Origin of the sequence: Halomonas sp. SL1, from assembly GCF_003030865.2 — a bacterium.
Classification (GTDB): Bacteria; Pseudomonadota; Gammaproteobacteria; order Pseudomonadales; family Halomonadaceae; genus Halomonas; species Halomonas halophila.
This window is the reverse complement of sequence record NZ_PYUQ02000019.1, coordinates 107,646-122,566: the sequence shown is the minus strand read 5'-3', so window position 1 is coordinate 122,566 and position 14,921 is coordinate 107,646. Positions and strand designations below refer to the sequence as shown.

General features: G+C 70.5%; 16 protein-coding genes. 14 read left to right on the top strand and 2 right to left on the bottom strand.

The genetic code is table 11. The annotated features are described in order from the left end of the window. Nucleotide 1: 1 nt before the first annotated feature. The 7 genes from tmk to C9J49_RS13135 are packed head-to-tail and all read left to right on the top strand — an operon-like array spanning nucleotide 2 to nucleotide 6,470. Nucleotides 2-652: a dTMP kinase gene (gene tmk, locus C9J49_RS13165; RefSeq protein WP_046079723.1), complete on the top strand. Its 651-nt coding sequence runs from the start codon at nucleotides 2-4 to the stop codon at nucleotides 650-652. Next, nucleotides 649-1,638: a DNA polymerase III subunit delta' gene (locus tag C9J49_RS13160; RefSeq protein WP_046079722.1), complete on the top strand. Its 990-nt coding sequence runs from the start codon at nucleotides 649-651 to the stop codon at nucleotides 1,636-1,638. Before tmk ends, C9J49_RS13160 begins: the two co-directional genes overlap by 4 nt. Nucleotides 1,639-1,663: 25 nt before the next feature. After that, nucleotides 1,664-1,999 (top strand): PilZ domain-containing protein, encoded by a 336-nt coding sequence (locus C9J49_RS13155; protein ID WP_046079721.1) that lies wholly within the window; start codon nucleotides 1,664-1,666, stop codon nucleotides 1,997-1,999. A 47-nt stretch (nucleotides 2,000-2,046) separates the two neighbouring features. Next, nucleotides 2,047-2,877 (top strand): TatD family hydrolase, encoded by an 831-nt coding sequence (locus tag C9J49_RS13150; protein ID WP_107182384.1) that lies wholly within the window; start codon nucleotides 2,047-2,049, stop codon nucleotides 2,875-2,877. A gap of 28 nt (nucleotides 2,878-2,905) precedes the next feature. Further along, nucleotides 2,906-3,445, top strand: coding sequence for a DUF1285 domain-containing protein (locus C9J49_RS13145; RefSeq protein WP_107182383.1), 540 nt, complete (start codon nucleotides 2,906-2,908; stop codon nucleotides 3,443-3,445). Continuing rightward, nucleotides 3,442-5,643 carry an ATP-dependent helicase gene (locus C9J49_RS13140; RefSeq protein ID WP_107182382.1) on the top strand — a complete coding sequence of 734 codons (2,202 nt, stop codon included), beginning with the start codon at nucleotides 3,442-3,444 and terminating at the stop codon, nucleotides 5,641-5,643. The genes C9J49_RS13145 and C9J49_RS13140 overlap by 4 nt, the downstream gene beginning before the upstream one ends. Next, on the top strand, nucleotides 5,640-6,470 hold the full coding sequence (locus tag C9J49_RS13135) for a sulfurtransferase (protein WP_107182381.1): 831 nt from the start codon (nucleotides 5,640-5,642) through the stop codon (nucleotides 6,468-6,470). Before C9J49_RS13140 ends, C9J49_RS13135 begins: the two co-directional genes overlap by 4 nt. A 124-nt stretch (nucleotides 6,471-6,594) precedes the next feature. On the opposite strand, the gene C9J49_RS13130 is transcribed toward C9J49_RS13135, so the two are convergent. Further along, on the bottom strand, nucleotides 6,595-8,262 hold the full coding sequence (locus C9J49_RS13130; protein ID WP_107182380.1) for an electron transfer flavoprotein-ubiquinone oxidoreductase: 1,668 nt from the start codon (nucleotides 8,260-8,262) through the stop codon (nucleotides 6,595-6,597). Between the two features lie 353 nt (nucleotides 8,263-8,615). On the opposite strand from C9J49_RS13130, the gene C9J49_RS13125 reads away from it, so the two are divergent. Beyond that, a complete protein-coding gene (locus C9J49_RS13125) occupies nucleotides 8,616-9,368 on the top strand; it encodes an electron transfer flavoprotein subunit beta/FixA family protein (RefSeq protein ID WP_107182379.1) in 753 nt (250 codons plus the stop codon). Then, nucleotides 9,365-10,291, top strand: a complete 927-nt coding sequence (locus C9J49_RS13120; RefSeq protein WP_046079716.1) for an electron transfer flavoprotein subunit alpha/FixB family protein — start codon at nucleotides 9,365-9,367, stop codon at nucleotides 10,289-10,291. Before C9J49_RS13125 ends, C9J49_RS13120 begins: the two co-directional genes overlap by 4 nt. A 201-nt stretch (nucleotides 10,292-10,492) precedes the next feature. Here C9J49_RS13120 and C9J49_RS13115 read toward each other — a convergent pair whose 3' ends face one another. Further along, nucleotides 10,493-10,900, bottom strand: a complete 408-nt coding sequence (locus tag C9J49_RS13115) for a hypothetical protein (protein WP_046079715.1) — start codon at nucleotides 10,898-10,900, stop codon at nucleotides 10,493-10,495. Nucleotides 10,901-11,059: 159 nt separating this feature from the next. Between C9J49_RS13115 and C9J49_RS13110 the strand changes: the two genes are divergently transcribed. The 5 genes from C9J49_RS13110 to C9J49_RS13090 are packed head-to-tail and all read left to right on the top strand — an operon-like array spanning nucleotide 11,060 to nucleotide 14,917. Then, the gene (locus C9J49_RS13110) at nucleotides 11,060-11,848 is read left to right on the top strand and encodes a DUF3450 domain-containing protein (protein WP_082090926.1); all 789 of its coding nucleotides are present in this window, start codon (nucleotides 11,060-11,062) and stop codon (nucleotides 11,846-11,848) included. Further along, nucleotides 11,848-13,248, top strand: a complete 1,401-nt coding sequence (locus tag C9J49_RS13105) for a MotA/TolQ/ExbB proton channel family protein (protein WP_258394062.1) — start codon at nucleotides 11,848-11,850, stop codon at nucleotides 13,246-13,248. Before C9J49_RS13110 ends, C9J49_RS13105 begins: the two co-directional genes overlap by 1 nt. Further along, the gene (locus tag C9J49_RS13100) at nucleotides 13,229-13,765 is read left to right on the top strand and encodes a MotA/TolQ/ExbB proton channel family protein (RefSeq protein ID WP_046079714.1); all 537 of its coding nucleotides are present in this window, start codon (nucleotides 13,229-13,231) and stop codon (nucleotides 13,763-13,765) included. The genes C9J49_RS13105 and C9J49_RS13100 overlap by 20 nt, the downstream gene beginning before the upstream one ends. Further along, nucleotides 13,758-14,165 (top strand): biopolymer transporter ExbD, encoded by a 408-nt coding sequence (locus C9J49_RS13095; protein WP_046079713.1) that lies wholly within the window; start codon nucleotides 13,758-13,760, stop codon nucleotides 14,163-14,165. The genes C9J49_RS13100 and C9J49_RS13095 overlap by 8 nt, the downstream gene beginning before the upstream one ends. After that, nucleotides 14,165-14,917, top strand: coding sequence for an energy transducer TonB (locus C9J49_RS13090; RefSeq protein ID WP_107182378.1), 753 nt, complete (start codon nucleotides 14,165-14,167; stop codon nucleotides 14,915-14,917). The genes C9J49_RS13095 and C9J49_RS13090 overlap by 1 nt, the downstream gene beginning before the upstream one ends. The last annotated feature ends 4 nt before the right edge of the window (nucleotides 14,918-14,921 follow it).

Here is a 14,921-nt window from a genome sequence, read left to right as displayed (position 1 = left end):
CATGCAACGCCGAGGACGCTTCATCACCCTGGAAGGCGGCGAAGGGGTGGGCAAGTCCACCAATCTGGCCTGGGTCGCCGCGCATCTGGAGGACCGCGGCCTCGAGGTGGTGCGCACCCGCGAGCCGGGCGGCACGCCGCGCGCCGAGGCGATCCGCGGCCTGCTGCTCGACCCCGCGTCCGACGAGCCGCTGGACGCCGACGCCGAGCTGCTGCTGGTGTTCGCCGCTCGCGCACAGCACCTGGCACGGGTGGTGCGGCCGGCCCTCGAACGGGGCGCCTGGGTGGTCTGCGACCGCTTCACCGATGCCACTTTCGCCTACCAGGGCGGCGGGCGCGGGATTCCGGCCGAGCGCATCGCCGAGCTGGAGGCCTTCGTCCAGCAGGGGTTGCAGCCGGACCTGACGCTGCTGCTCGACATGCCGATGGCCGCGGCGCAGCGCCGGCTCGAGGGGCGTCTGGAGCACAGCGGTGGCCAGCGCGACCGTTTCGAGCGCGAGCGCGGCGAGTTCTTCGAGGCCGTGCGTCAGGCCTATCTGGCCCGCGCCGCCGCGGCGCCCGAGCGCATCGCCGTGGTCGACGCCGATCGTGCCCTGGCGGACGTGCAGGCCGAGCTCGGCCGCCGGCTGGACGCGCACCTGGAGGCGTCATGAGCGAGCCCGTCCGGCCGCTGCCCTGGCTCGAGCCACGCTGGCGGGAGCTGATCGCGCTGGCCGAGGCCGGCCGTCTGCCCCATGCGCTGCTGTTCTCCGGTCCCCACGGTGTCGGCAAGCCATCGCTGGCCGAGGCGCTGATCGCCCGCACCCTGTGCCAGGCGCCGGGGGAGGTCGCCTGTGGCCGCTGCCACGCCTGCCAGATGCTGGCGTCGGGCTATCACCCGGACCTGATGCGGGTGTCGCCGGACGAGGGCAAGCGCCAGATTCGCATCGATGCCATCCGCGAGATCAACGGCTTCGTCTCCCAGACCGCCCAGCAGGGCGGCTACCGGGTGATCGTCATCTCCCCGGCCGAGGCGATGAACGTGGCCGCCTCCAACGCCCTGCTCAAGAGCCTGGAGGAGCCCGGCGGCCGGACCCTGTTTCTGCTGCTCTCGGACATCCCTTCTCACCTGCTGCCGACCATCCGCTCGCGCTGCCAGCACTGGAGCCTGACCGCGCCGGACGAGGCCGACTGCCTCGACTGGCTGGCCGAACGGCTCGGCGGCCGCGAGGATGCCCGCTTCTGGTATCAGGCCGCCGGCGGACTGCCGCTGCGGGCCCTCGAGCTCGCCGAGCCCGACGCCCGGGCGCTGCGTCAGCAGCTCCACGAGACCTTCGACGCCCTGGTGCGCGGTGCCGAGCCGGTGGCCGAGGCCGCGCGGCTGGACCGCCAGTCCCTCGACGCCATCCTGTGGTACGGTATCGCCTGGCTCGAGGATCTGATCCGGCTGGGGCTGTCCGGCGAGAGCGCGACGCTGCGCAATCCCGACCTGCTGCCGCTCTATCGCCAGGCGGTGAAGAACGGCCGGGTGCGCGACTGGTTCCGCCTGCTGGACTATGCTCGCGAACAGCGCCGCCTGCTCGGCGCGGGGGGCAATCCCAACCCGCAGCTGGTGCTGGAGGCCTGGCTGGTGCGCTGGTCCGCGCTGCTGCGCTCCTGAAGACACTGCCCGAGGAGGCTCGCCGATGTCCGCCCAGAAGGCCCTCTCCCTGACCATCCGGGATATCCCCACGCTGCTCATGGCCTACATGCCGTCGCTGGAGCGGGGTGGCATCTTCGTGCCGACCCGGGAGCGCTACGAGCTCGGCCAGGAGGTCTTCGTGCTGCTGACCCTGCCCGAGCAGAGCGAGCGCCTGCCGATCACCGGCCGAGTGGTCTGGGTCTCGCCCGAAGGCGTCTCCGGGCGACGCGTGCCGGGCATCGGCGTGCACTTCGGCCTCGAGGACCAGGCCGTGCGCGACCATATCGAGACCCTGCTGGCGGGCCAGCTGGACAAGGCCGCGCCGACCTACACGCTCTGACCCGCGTCGAGCTTCCGAACGTATCCCTTTTTCGTGTGAACCTGCCGATGTTTGTCGATTCCCACTGCCATCTCGATCGCCTCGATCCCCGTACCCACGACGGCGACGTCGCCGCCGCCCTGGACGCCGCCCGCGCCCGCGACGTGCGCCAGTTCCTGGCCATCGCGGTCACCCTGGAAGAAGTGCCCGGTATCGCCGCCATCGCCCGCGAGCATGACGACGTGGTGATCTCCGCCGGCGTGCATCCGCTGCATGAGGTGCCGGAAGAGCCGAGCGTCGAGGCCATCAAGGAATGCGCGGAGCGCCATGAGGCGGTGGCGATCGGCGAGACCGGCCTCGACTATCACTACGACGGTGTCTCCCGCGAGGTGCAGCACGAGCGCTTCCGCCGCCACCTGATCGCCGCCACCGAACTCGAGCTGCCGGTGATCATCCACACCCGTGCCGCGCGCGAGGACACCCTGGCGCTGATCCGCGAGCACGTCGATCCGCGGGTCGGTGGCGTACTTCACTGCTTCACCGAGGACCTGGACATGGCCCGCGAGGCGGTGGCCCACGGGTTCATGGTCTCGCTGTCGGGTATCGTCACCTTCCGCAACGCCGAGTCGGTGCGCGAGCTGGCCCGCAAGGTGCCGCTGGACCGCCTGCTGATCGAGACCGACAGCCCCTACCTGGCGCCGGTGCCGCATCGCGGCAAGCCCAACGAGCCGGCCTGGGTGGTCGAGGTCGCCGAGTGCATCGCCGAGGAGCGCGGCATCAGCGTCGGGGAGGTGGCCATGCAGACCACTGCCAACTTCTATCGGCTGTTCAAGGCGGCCGTGCCCGAGGCGTCGGCGGAAGTCCGCGAGGCGCTGTCGAGCGCCGGCCTGGTGGTCTGATCCTGATCCGGCGCGCAAAGGAGGCGTCATGAACCTGGACACCTGGTTGGCCGGCATACCGCCCGAGGGCGAGATCCCGCCGCTGGAGCGCTGGCATCCCGAGTGCCGGGGCGACATGGATCTGACCATCGCCGCCGACGGTCGCTGGCTCCACGAGGGGGGCGTCATCGCGCGTCCTGCGCTGGTGCGGCTGCTGGCGAGCGTGCTGCGCCGCGAGGACGACGGCGAGTATTACCTGGTAGCGCCGGCCGAGAAATGGCGTATCCGCGTCGAGGATCGCCCGCTGCTGATCGTCGATGCCGAACGCGATGCCGCCGGCGACTGGCAACTCGTCACCAATGCCGGCGATCGCGTGAGGCTCGACGACGCGCACCGGCTGACGGTCAGCGACACGCCCCGCGGCGAGGCCGTGCCGGAGGTGCCGGTGCGCTTCGGGCTGGCCGCGCGCCTCGGGCGCAACGTCTTCTATCGCCTCGCCGACGCCGCCGAGTGCCGCGACGACGAGCTGGGGCTCGAGAGCGGCGGGGCCTGGCACTCGCTGGGCCGCTGGGACGACGAGGCATCATGAGGCTGACGTCGGAACAGCACGCCGTGGTCGGCCACCCCGAGGGCCATGCCCGGGTCGCCGCCGTGGCCGGGGCGGGCAAGACCACCACCCTGGTGGCGCGGGTGCTGCACCTGCTCGAGCGCGGCATGGCGCCCGGGCGCATCCTGGTGCTGATGTTCAACCGCTCGGCCCGGGAGGACTTCCAGGCCCGGCTGGCCGCGGCGGCACCCGCCGGCCAGGCGCTGCCCGACGTGCGCACCTTTCACTCGCTGGGTCATCGCCTGACCCAGAGCCTGACCCGCTGGGGCGTGCTGGAGAACCGTCGGCTGCTGACCGCCGACTGGCAGCTCGAGCGGCTGCTGCGCCAGGCCACCCAGCAGGCGCTGGAGGCCTTCCCCGAGGCCGGCGAGCGCGCCCTGGAAGCCGAGAAGCTCGAGGCTCTGGCCCACTTCAGCGGCCTGGTGAAGGCCGAGATGGCCGAGCCCGCCGAGCTCTACGCCCGGCTCGACTTCGGCGAGGACACCGATCACTTCGTCGCCGCTTTCGAACACGCCGAGACACTGCTCGCCGATCAGGGCCTGATGACCTATGCCGACCTGCTGTACCGGCCGGTCCGGGCGCTGGAGGCCGACCCCGCGCTGCGCGCCCGGGTCCAGGGCTTCCTCGACCAGGTGATCATCGACGAGTACCAGGACATCAATCCTACCCAGCAGCGCCTGCTGGCGGTGCTGGCCGGGCGCCAGGCGGCGGTGATGGCGGTGGGCGACGCCAACCAGTGCATCTACGAATGGCGTGGCGCCCACCCCGACACCATGCTCGAGGACTTCACCGCCATCTTCGGCGAGGCCCGCGACTACCCGCTCTCCACCACCTTCCGCCACGGCCACGCCCTGGCGCTGGCCGCCAATCACGCCATCGAGGCCAACCGGCGCCGTCCGGACCAGCTGTGCCTGGCCGCGCCGGACAATCCCGACACCCGGCTGGCGGTGGGGCAGGGCAGCCAGGCGTTGCTCGACGAGCTGGCCGGCTGGCAGCGCGACGGCCGCCGTCTCGACGAGGCCTGCCTGCTGGTGCGCAGCTGGGCGCTGTCGGTGCCGCTGCAGCTGGCGCTGCTGCGCGAGGGCGTGCCCTTCCGGCTGTCGCGGGAGGACCGTTTCGTGTTCCGCCTGCCGCTGGTCGAGGCGCTGGCCGGCTACCTGGCGCTGGCGCTCGACGGCCAGCTGTTGCGCGACCCCGGCCATCTGCTGCTGCTGCTCTCCCAGCCGACGCCCTTCGTGCCCCGCGAACGGCTCTCGGCGCTGGCCGCCCGGCTGGCCGAGACCCAGCGCTGGCCGGAGCGCCAGGACCCGCTGCTGGCCTCGCTCAAGCCACACCAGCGGCGTACCCTCAAGCGTCGCTGGGCGCTGCTCTGCGAGCTGCCGAAACGCGGCGGCTGGTCGCCGGCGAAGCTGCTCGAGCACGTGGTCGAGGAGGTCGAGGCCGAGAAGGTGCTCAAGCGCGCCGCGGCGCGCCGCGACAAGGGCGAGGAGGACGTGCGCCTGCTCGACGTGCTGGTGGAGCAGGCCAAGGAGGCCTCCGATCTCGCGGCCTTCATCGAGCTGCTGCGCCGCCCGGTGGAGAACCGCGACGACGGCGTGCTGATCACCACCGTGCACGGCGCCAAGGGGCTGGAGTGGCCGCTGGTGATGCTCGGCGGCGTCAACGAGGAAGACTTCCCGCACTACACCCGCGACAACCCGCTGAGTCCGCCGCGTCTCGAGGAGGAGCGGCGGCTGTTCTACGTGGCGATCACCCGCGCCTGCGAGCGGTTGGTGATGCTGCACGACGGCGGCGATCACCGGCCCAGCCGCTTCCTCGGCGAGACCGCCTGGCAGGACGGCCAGCGGGTGGCCGAGCGGCTGGTCGCCGAGGGCATCGATGAACCGCCGGCGCCGCTGCGGGTCTCCCGACCGGCGCTGGTGCAGCGCTATCTCGAGCGCCTGGGCCGGCCGCTGCCCGTCGAGGCCGCCGCGGCGCAGACGGGGCAGGTCGCCGATAGCGCGGCCGACTACCGGGTCGGCCAGCGCCTCAACCATGCCGTCTTCGGCGAGGGCGAGATCAGCGTGGTGGAAGGCGATCCGGCGAATCCGGTGATCGAGGTGCGATTCCGTCAGGCCGGCCGCAGGCGACTGATTGCCCGGCGGGCCCCCATCGAATGGCTGGAAGGAGAAGGCGCATGAACGTGTTGATCGAAGCCACCGCGCTGGCCGAGGCGCTCGCGGGCGATATGCCGCCGCTGGTGCTGGACTGCCGGGCGCGGCTCGGCGATCCCGAGGCCGGCGAGCGGCTGTGGCGCGAAGGCCATGTGCCGGGCAGCCAGCACCTGGACATGGATCGCGACCTGGCCGCCCCGGCCCGTGAGAACGGCGCGGGCGGCCGCCATCCGCTGCCGAACCGCGAGGCCTTCACGGCGACGCTGCGTCGCCTCGGCGTCACCCCCGGGCGGCCGGTGGTGGTCTACGACGACGTGGGCGGTCAGCTGGCCGCGGCCCGGGCCTGGTGGATGATCGCCCGCTGGGCCGGGCATCCCGACGTGCGGCTGCTGAACGGTGGACTCGGCGCCTGGCAGGCCGCCGGCGGCGAGCTGCCGCTGGGGCGCGAGCCGGCGCCCGCGCCGAGCGACTGGGTGCCCGACTACCGCGACGATGTGCTGGTACAGGCCGACGAGGTGTTCTCCGGTCGAGCGCTGAAGCTCGATGCGCGCCCCGCCGAGCGCTTCCGCGGCGAGGCCGAGTCCGTCGATGCCATGGCCGGGCATATCCCCGGCGCACGCTCGCGGCCGAGCGCCGAGAACCTCGATGCGCACGGTCGCTTCAAGTCCCCCGAGACGCTCGACGCCGAGCTGCCGGACGCGGACCCGGTGATCGCCTACTGCGGCTCCGGCGTCACCGCCTGCCACGACATCCTCGCCTACGCGATCGCCGGCCGCCCGCTGCCGCGGCTCTACGTCGGCTCCTGGAGCGACTGGATCACCGACGCCGACCGGCCCATCGCCACCGGCGACTGAGCCTGGGCAGCGCCCGGAGAGGTAAGAGGGAAGAGCGGCGCTTCGCGCCTGGAAGTCTGAAGACAAACGCCCCGCAGGCTGTATGCCTGCGGGGCGTTTTTTGCCTTTTTGACTCAGGCCTCCCTTACATGTTGGGGTAGTTCGGCCCGCCTCCCCCTTCCGGCGCGACCCAGGTGATGTTCTGGGCCGGGTCCTTGATGTCACAGGTCTTGCAGTGTACGCAGTTCTGGAAGTTGATCTGGAACGCGGGCTTGCCGTCGTCGTCCTCGACCACCTCGTAGACCCCGGCCGGGCAGTAGCGCTGCGCGGGCTCGGCGTAGGTCGGCAGGTTGTCGCGGATCGGCAGTTCCGGGTCCTTGAGGCGCAGGTGGCAGGGCTGGTCTTCCTCGTGGTTGGTGTTCGAGAGGAACACCGAGGAGGACTTGTCGAACGAGATCACGCCGTCCGGCTTGGGATAGTCGATCTTCTCGCACTCGGCCGCCGGCTTGAGGGTGGCGTGGTCCGGGGTGGTGTCGTGGACCGTCGGCAGCTTGCCGCCGGTGAGCTGGTCGAGGAAGTTGTAGGCGCCGCCGCCCACGGTGCCGTACTTGTGGATCGCCGGGCCGAAGCTGCGGCTCTCGTCGAGCTCCCGGTAGGCCCAGCTGGCCTGCCACTTGGCCTCGAAGGCGGTGAGATCGGCGCCGCCCTCGTCACCGGCCGCGATGGCCTCGAAGACGCTCTCGGCGGCCACCATGCCGGACTTCATGGCGGTGTGCAGGCCCTTGATCTTGGCGAAGTTCAGGGTGCCGGCGTCGCAGCCGATCAAGAGCCCGCCGGGGAAGGTCATCTTCGGCAGGCAGTTGAGGCCGCCCTTGGCGATGGCCCGGGCGCCGTAGGCCACCCGCGAGCCGCCCTCCAGGTACTGCTTGAGCACCGGGTGGTGCTTCATGCGCTGGAACTCGTCGAAGGGCGACAGGTACGGATTCTGGTAGGACAGGTCGAGGATCAGGCCGACCACCACCTGCTGATTCTCGGCGTGATAGAGGAACCAGCCGCCGTGGGTCGACTTGTCCAGCGGCCAGCCGGAGCCGTGCAGCACCAGGCCCGGCTCGTGCTTGTCGGCGGGCACGTCCCACAGCTCCTTGAGGCCGATGCCGTAGTGCTGCGGATCCTTACCGGCATCGAGCTCGAAGCGCTCGATCAGTCCCTTGCCCAGGTGGCCGCGGGCGCCCTCGGCGAACAGGGTGTACTTGGCGCGCAGCTCCATGCCCGGCATGTGGCCGTCCTTGGGCTGGCCGTCGGCGCCCACGCCCATGTCGCCGACCAGGATGCCCTTGACCACGCCGTCCTCGACGATGGCCTCCTGGGCGGCGAAGCCCGGGAACACCTCGACGCCGAGCTCCTCGGCCTGTTCGGCCAGCCAGCGGCACAGGTTGCCGGCGCTGATCACATAACGGGTGAGGTCGCCGCCGGTGTTATGCATGGTCTTCGGCACCAGGGCATTGGGCAGCTTCTGGGCCTTCTCGGCGTCCTTGAGCAGATAGAGCTCGTCGCGAATCGCCGGCGTGGTCAGTGGCGCGCCGCGCTCCTGCCAGTCGGGGAACAGTTCCTGCAGGGCGCGGGGTTCGAAGACGGCGCCGGAGAGGATATGAGCGCCGACCTCGGAGCCTTTCTCGACCAGGCACACCGTCAGCTCTTGTTCGGCCTCGTTGGCCTGCTGCATCAGGCGGCAGGCGGCGGCCAGCCCGGAGGGGCCGCCGCCGACGATGACCACGTCGAACTCCATGGCGTCGCGCTCGATCTGTTCTGTCATTGGATCCTTCTCCTCCCATCCCGACGACGTCCTGGCCGAAGCGGTCTCGGCATCGTCAGGGTGTTAAAACGGTCGTTTGCTTCCGGGGGTGTCCCATGGTCCGCATGATAGCCGGATTGGCCCCCCCTTACGATGGCCAAACCCCGGAAAGCCCCATTCCCGGCATGCCGGGGATTGTTGGAGTGGACCGGGCTGTGGCACATTTAGGGGGTTTTTCGGCAAGGCGCCTATCAAACGCTCGTCTGAAACGCATAAAAGCATATCGGCCAGTTCTATGGGCCGGTGTCGCGTTCCCTCAGCGAGTCGCCGAGCTCCGTTTCCCAGGTTCCGAGACAGAACCCAGCGAGGACATTATGAAGGTACTCGTCGCGGTCAAACGCGTCATCGACTACAACGTCAAGATTCGGGTCAAGCCGGACAACAGCGACGTCGATCTCACCAACGTCAAGATGGCCATGAATCCCTTCTGCGAGATTGCCGTGGAAGAGGCGGTGCGGCTCAAGGAAGCCGGTGTGGCCACCGAAGTGGTCGCCGTCACCGTGGGCCCCAAGGCCGCCCAGGAACAGCTCCGCACCGCGCTGGCGCTGGGCGCCGATCGCGCCGTGCACGTGCAGACCGAGGCGCCCGTCGAGTCGCTGGCCGCGGCCAAGCTGCTGGCCAGGGTCGTCGAGGAGGAGCAGCCGCAGCTGACCATCCTCGGCAAGCAGGCCATCGACAGCGACAACAATCAGGTGGGGCAGATGCTCGCCGCACTGACCGGTCGTCCCCAGGGCACCTTCGCCTCCGAGGTCGCCGTCGAGGGCGAGACCCTGAAGGTCACCCGCGAGATCGACGGCGGCCTGCAGACCGTGGCCCTGCAGCTGCCGGCCATCGTCACCACCGACCTGCGCCTCAACGAGCCGCGTTACGCCAAGCTGCCCGACATCATGAAGGCCAAGAAGAAGCCGCTGGACACCAAGACGCCCGAGGCACTCGGCGTCGCGGTGGCCTCCGGCCTCAAGCTGGTTTCCGTCGAGCCGCCGGCCGAGCGTCAGGGCGGCGTCAAGGTGGGCTCCGTGGACGAGCTGGTCGACAAGCTGAAGAATGAAGCGAAGGTGATTTCATGAGTATCCTGGTCCTTGCCGAACATCACGACGGCCAGCTGGCCGAGATCACCGCGCACGTGGTCGCCGCCGCAAGGAAAATCGGTGGCGACGTTGACGTGCTGGTTGCCGGCGAGAACGTCGGTGCCGTCGCCGAGGCCGCCGCCAAGCTCGACGGCGTGAGCCGGGTGCGCGTCGCCGACGCCGCGGTCTATGCCCACCAGCTGGCCGAGCCGGTCGGCGACCTGCTGGTCGCGCTGTCCGACGACTATGGCCACGTGCTGGCTGCCGCCACCACCAATGGCAAGAACGTGCTGCCGCGACTCGCCGCGCTCAAGGACGTCAGCCAGATCTCCGAGATCATCGAGGTGGTCGGCGCCGATACCTTCAAGCGCCCGATCTATGCCGGCAACGCCATCGCCACCGTGCAGAGCGAGGACGCACTGAAGGTGATCACCGTGCGTCCCACCGCCTTCGATGCCGTCGGTGAGAGCGGAAGCGCGAGCGTCGAGGCCGTCGAGAGCGGCATCGACAACGCCCTGTCCTCGTTCGTCGACGAGCGGCTCGAGCAGAGCGACCGCCCCGAGCTCGGCGGCGCCAAGGTGGTGATCTCCGGCGGCCGCGGCATGGGCAGTGGCGAAAACTTCAAGCTGCTCGACGGCATCGCCGACAAGCTGGGCGCGGCCATCGGCGCCTCCCGTGCGGCGGTCGACGCCGGCTACGTGCCCAACGACATGCAGGTCGGCCAGACCGGCAAGATCGTGGCGCCGGAGCTGTACATCGCGGTGGGCATCAGCGGTGCCATCCAGCACCTGGCAGGGATGAAGGATTCCCGGGTGATCGTCGCCATCAACAAGGACGACGAGGCGCCGATCTTCCAGGTCGCGGACTATGGTCTCGTCGGGGATCTGTTCGAGATCCTGCCGGAGCTCGAGAGCAAGCTGTAAGGCGAAGATCGGGATCTTCCAGGTGGCGCTCTCGATGACCCGTGGTCTCGTCGGGGATCTGTTCGAGATCCTGCCGGAGCTCGAGAGCAAGCTGTAACACTCTCTGCCGTCAGCTAGAAAACGGGCCGGCCTCTCCACGGAGAGGTCGGCCCGTTTGCGTTGGTGCGTCGTCGATGCTGAAGAGGTGGCGAGGAGGGCGGTTTAGCGGCGAAGCCAGCCGCCCAGCCGTCGGGCCATGGCCTGCCACTGGCTTTCCTGTGCCTCGGAGGGGCGACGGCCGGCCAGCCAGGCGGCAGCCTCCTGCAGCGGCGACACGATGGCGTCGAGCTGGCGCGCGCAGCGATCGCGACCCAGGCCGCCGGGGCATTGGGCCAGCAGCAGGCTGGCGTGGGCGAGGGCGGCATCGAGGGACTGCCAGGCCGCCGGATGACGAACGGCGGCATCACGGCAGCGTCTCAGTTCGCCGGTGAGCATCTCGACCAGGCCGGCGTCCAGCCAGCAGGGGTGGGACGGGGCTCGCGACGGCTTGTCCAGGTCATCGCGAAGCGCCCGGAAGGAGACCGAAAGGAAGATGCAGGTGTAATGCAGCTGTGATGTGTCGGCCGACATGGGCGGCGGCTCCTTTGATAGTAATTCTCATTCTTTATGGGCGCCCGCGAGCTGTCAACCTCTCGGTGCTGGGTCTCGTTTGCGGCTGCGTCAGGCATTGATAATTATTCTTGTTCAAAGTAGGGTTTAGGGGATATGTCGGACCTTTCGGAGACAAGCGTGTCCTACCACCAATCCCGGCGCCGCCTCGCCGTGGCAGGCGTTGCCCTGCTCATGGTCGGTTCGGCGGCCGCCCAGTCGACGGTGCGCGATGAGGCGCTGGACGCCCAGCGTACCCAGGCCGAACTCCAGGCGCGTATCGACAACGCCGACGACGCCGTGCGCGACAAGCTCCAGGCACTGCGTCAGGCGCGCGAGGAAACGCGGCGTCTGAACGACTACAACGCCGAGCTGGCGCCGCTGGTCGAGCGTCAGGCCGATACCCTGGCCCGCCGTGACGAGGCGCTTTCCACCCTGTCCGAGACCCGCGAGGCCCTGCCGGGCCTGATGCGTGACATGGTCGAGCGTCTGCGTGCCTGGGTGGAGCGCGACATGCCTTTCCTGGAGGACGAGCGTCTGGCCCGGGTCGAGAACCTCGAGCGCCTGCTGGCCGATCCCGAGACGAGCCGCGACGAGAAGCTGGCGCGGATGCTGGCCGCCTGGCGCGCCGAGCTCGACTACGGCCGGGAGATCGATGCCTGGCGTGGTGAACTGGCCGGCGATGTCCCGCGCGAGGTGGATTTCCTGCGCCTGGGCCGGGTCGGCTGGTACTACTTGACGCCCGACGGCCATCGCGGTGGCGTGTGGAAGGCCGAGCAGGGCGGCTGGCAGCCGCTGGACGGCGCGGCTCTGACCGAGGTCCGCAAGGGGCTGGCCATCGCCCGCGAGCGGCGCGCCCCCGCGCTGCTGGAGCTGCCCGTTTCTCAACCCGTGTCTGCGTCAGAGACACCTGCCGGGGAGGACGCCTGATGCACCTGCCGACGGCAATGCGCGCCGCGCTGATGGGCCTGTGGCTGGCCGGCTTCCCCCTGCTGGGCCAGGCCCAGCCGGCGGTCGCGCCGGACGACGAGGCCGCGCTCTCGACCCTGCGTGCCGAACGCGAGGCCGCCGAGGCCCGTGACAACGCTCGCCTGGCCGAGCTGGTCGATGACGAAGCGGCGCTGGATGAGGCGCTGACCGAGGCTCAGGACGCCCTGGCCGCCGCTCGCGAGCGACGCGAATCCCTCGACGCCCGGGAGCAGTCCCAGCGCGAGGCGCTCGAGGAGCTTAACGCCCGTCGCCAGGAACAAGGCGGTGATCTGCAGGCCCTGTTCGATGAGGTGGCCGGCGTCAGCGGCGAGCTGCGTGACGATCTCGCCGCCAGCTGGCTGACTCTCGGCGGTCAGGCCGAGCTGCCGCCGCGCCTCGAGGCCGACGGCATCCTCGGCGCCGATCAGGTGGCCGGCCTCGCCGACAGCCTGATGGCGCTGACGCGCGAGACCGCTCGGGTGGCGGAGTTCGAGGCGCCGGTGGCTGGCGCCGATGGCGAGGTGGCCGAGCGCTCGGTGCTACGCGTGGGCGATCTGCTGGCGGCGACCGACGACGGTCAGCTGCTCGAGCGTTCCGGTGAGGACGGGCGCCTGGCGGTGCTGCCGACGACGCCCGGGGCGATCGCCGACACCTTGGCGGCCTTCCGCAACGGCGAGGGCGACACCCTGGCCTTCGATCCGGCCGACGGGCAGGTCGTCGCGGCCATGGCGCAGACGCCGAGCCTCTGGGAGCGCTTCCAGCAGGGCGGTGCCGTGGGCTATGTGGTCGTGGCGCTGGGCGTCGTCGGCCTGCTGGTGGCGCTGGTGCAGTACCTCTATCTGACGCGGGTGACGGTGCGGCTGCGTCGTCAGCTCGGTGATCTCGACCGGCTGCGCGACGACAATCCGCTGGGACGCGTGCTCAAGCGTTTCCATGCCCTCGGCCCGGGCCACGCGCCCGAGGCGCTGGAGGCCCGCCTCGACGAGGCGCTGCTCGCCGAGCAGCCGAAGCTCGAGCGCGGCCAGGGGCTGGTCAAGATGCTCGCCGCCGTGGCGCCACTGATGGGCCTGCTCGGCACCGTCACCGGCATGATCGTGACCTTCCAGTCGATCACCGTGTTCGGCACCGGCGACCCGCAGCTGATGGCCGGCGGCATCAGTCAGGCGCTGGTGACCACGGTGCTGGGCCTGATCACCGCGGTGCCGCTGCTGTTCGCCCAGACGGCGCTCTCCAGCCGCAGCCGTTCGCTGATCGGTACCCTCGAAGGGCGCGCCAGTGCCGTGCTCGCCGACACCCTGGAAGCCGGCCGCGACGCCGCTTCCCCGAGCGTGACGCCGCGCCATGCCGATGCTCTGGCTTGATCCCCTGGCCTGGCTGGTCGAGGCCGGCGGCCCGGTGCTGGTGGTCATCATCGGCGTGGCGGTGCTGCTGTTCTCGCTGGGCCTGGAGCGCTGGTGGTTCTTCCGCTTCCACTATCGTCCGGCGCGCCACGCCCTGGTGGCGCGCTGGGTGGCCCGCGAGGATCACGCCAGCTGGAGTGCGCTGACCCTGCGCGAGATCTGGGCCCGCGAGCTGATCACCCGGCTGCGCGCGCCGCTGCCCTGGCTCAAGCTGCTGGTGGTGATCTGCCCGCTGTTCGGCCTGCTCGGCACGGTGACCGGCATGATCACCGTCTTCGACAGCCTGTCGGTGAGCGAGGTCAATCAGGCTCGTGCCATGGCCGACGGCGTGGCCCGCGCCACCCTGCCGACCCTGAGCGGCATGGCGGTCTCGGTGGTGGGGCTCTTGTTCATCGCTCGTCTCGAACACATCATCCGGCGCGAGGATCAGCGGCTGCACGACCGCCTGGCACGCGCCGCGGAGGACGCACATGCGTAGACGTCGACTGGCGGCGGCCGCTGAGGAGAGCAGCGAGGTCAACCTGACCCCGATGCTGGACGTGGTCTTCATCATGCTGATCTTCTTCATCGTGACCACCAGCTTCATCAAGGAGAGCGGGGTGGAGATCGAACGGCCCGAGTCCAGCGCGGCCTCGCCGCGGCCGGACGTTCAGGTGCTGGTGGCGATCACCCCCGAGGGCGCGGTGTGGGTCGACGGCGAGCCCGTGGACCTGCACCGGGTCGGTCCGCGCGTGGCCGGCCTGATCAGCGACGACGGCTCGGTGGTGATCCAGGCCGATCGCGATGCCACCACCGGCGTGTTGATCGAGGTCATGGATCGCCTGCGCGAGGCCGACGTCGACAACGTGGCGGTGGCCGCCCAGCGGAGCGGTGACTGATGCGGCTACCGGTTTCGCTGCTGGCCGGGGCGGCCCTGACCCTGGCGCTGTTCGCGCTGCTGGCCTTGCTGGTGGCACCGCCCGAGGCCGAGCCCGAGCCGCAGCAGGAGATCATGATGACGCTGGCCGAAGCGCCGGCCGAGATGGCGCCCGAGCCGGCCACGGCGGCCAGCGCGGCGCCACCGCCGCCGCCCAGTGCTCCGACGCCGCCGCCACAGCCGGCGCCGGCGCCCCAGGTCGACAGCGCCATTTCCCTGCCGGAGCCGGAGCTGCCGCCCATGGAAGCGCCGGAGACGCCGGTGGACGAGGCCTTGCCGGAGCTCACCGAGACGCCACCCGAACCGAAGCCAGAGCCCCGGCCCGAACCGCAACCCGAACCGCAGCCGGAACCCGCGCCGGCACCGGACCCTGCTCCGAGCCAGGCCACGGCGAGCACGTCGTCGTCGGCCCCGGCCGCGAGTCAGGCGGCCTCCAACGAGCCGGTGGACGTCGGGGCCTCCGCCCAGGCCACGCGTCGCGTGCCGCCCGAGTATCCCTCGCGGGCCCGCCGTCGCGGTCTCGAGGGCCACGTGGTGGTGCAGTTCATCATTCGCCGCGACGGCAGCGTCGAACGCGACAGCATCCAGGTGGTGGAGGCCAGCCCGCGTCGCGTCTTCGACCGCGTCGCTCGCCGCGCCATCGCCGGCTGGCAGTTCGCGTCCGCCGATCAGCGCCGTCGGGCCCGCCAGCGCCTGGAGTTCCAGCTGAGATGACGAT

Bases quoted from the DNA above. Each gene is read 5' to 3' on its own strand.
- C9J49_RS13090 (WP_107182378.1), top strand. From the start codon at position 14,165: ATGCGGCTACCGGTTTCGCTGCTGGCCGGGGCGGCCCTGACCCTGGCG.
- C9J49_RS13120 (WP_046079716.1), top strand. From the start codon at position 9,365: ATGAGTATCCTGGTCCTTGCCGAACATCACGACGGCCAGCTGGCCGAG.
- C9J49_RS13150 (WP_107182384.1), top strand. From the start codon at position 2,047: ATGTTTGTCGATTCCCACTGCCATCTCGATCGCCTCGATCCCCGTACC.
- C9J49_RS13100 (WP_046079714.1), top strand. From the start codon at position 13,229: ATGCCGATGCTCTGGCTTGATCCCCTGGCCTGGCTGGTCGAGGCCGGC.
- C9J49_RS13140 (WP_107182382.1), top strand. From the start codon at position 3,442: ATGAGGCTGACGTCGGAACAGCACGCCGTGGTCGGCCACCCCGAGGGC.
- C9J49_RS13155 (WP_046079721.1), top strand. From the start codon at position 1,664: ATGTCCGCCCAGAAGGCCCTCTCCCTGACCATCCGGGATATCCCCACG.
- C9J49_RS13160 (WP_046079722.1), top strand. From the start codon at position 649: ATGAGCGAGCCCGTCCGGCCGCTGCCCTGGCTCGAGCCACGCTGGCGG.
- C9J49_RS13145 (WP_107182383.1), top strand. From the start codon at position 2,906: ATGAACCTGGACACCTGGTTGGCCGGCATACCGCCCGAGGGCGAGATC.
- C9J49_RS13125 (WP_107182379.1), top strand. From the start codon at position 8,616: ATGAAGGTACTCGTCGCGGTCAAACGCGTCATCGACTACAACGTCAAG.
- C9J49_RS13095 (WP_046079713.1), top strand. From the start codon at position 13,758: ATGCGTAGACGTCGACTGGCGGCGGCCGCTGAGGAGAGCAGCGAGGTC.
- C9J49_RS13135 (WP_107182381.1), top strand. From the start codon at position 5,640: ATGAACGTGTTGATCGAAGCCACCGCGCTGGCCGAGGCGCTCGCGGGC.
- C9J49_RS13130 (WP_107182380.1), bottom strand. From the start codon at position 8,262: ATGACAGAACAGATCGAGCGCGACGCCATGGAGTTCGACGTGGTCATC.
- tmk (WP_046079723.1), top strand. From the start codon at position 2: ATGCAACGCCGAGGACGCTTCATCACCCTGGAAGGCGGCGAAGGGGTG.
- C9J49_RS13105 (WP_258394062.1), top strand. From the start codon at position 11,848: ATGCACCTGCCGACGGCAATGCGCGCCGCGCTGATGGGCCTGTGGCTG.
- C9J49_RS13115 (WP_046079715.1), bottom strand. From the start codon at position 10,900: ATGTCGGCCGACACATCACAGCTGCATTACACCTGCATCTTCCTTTCG.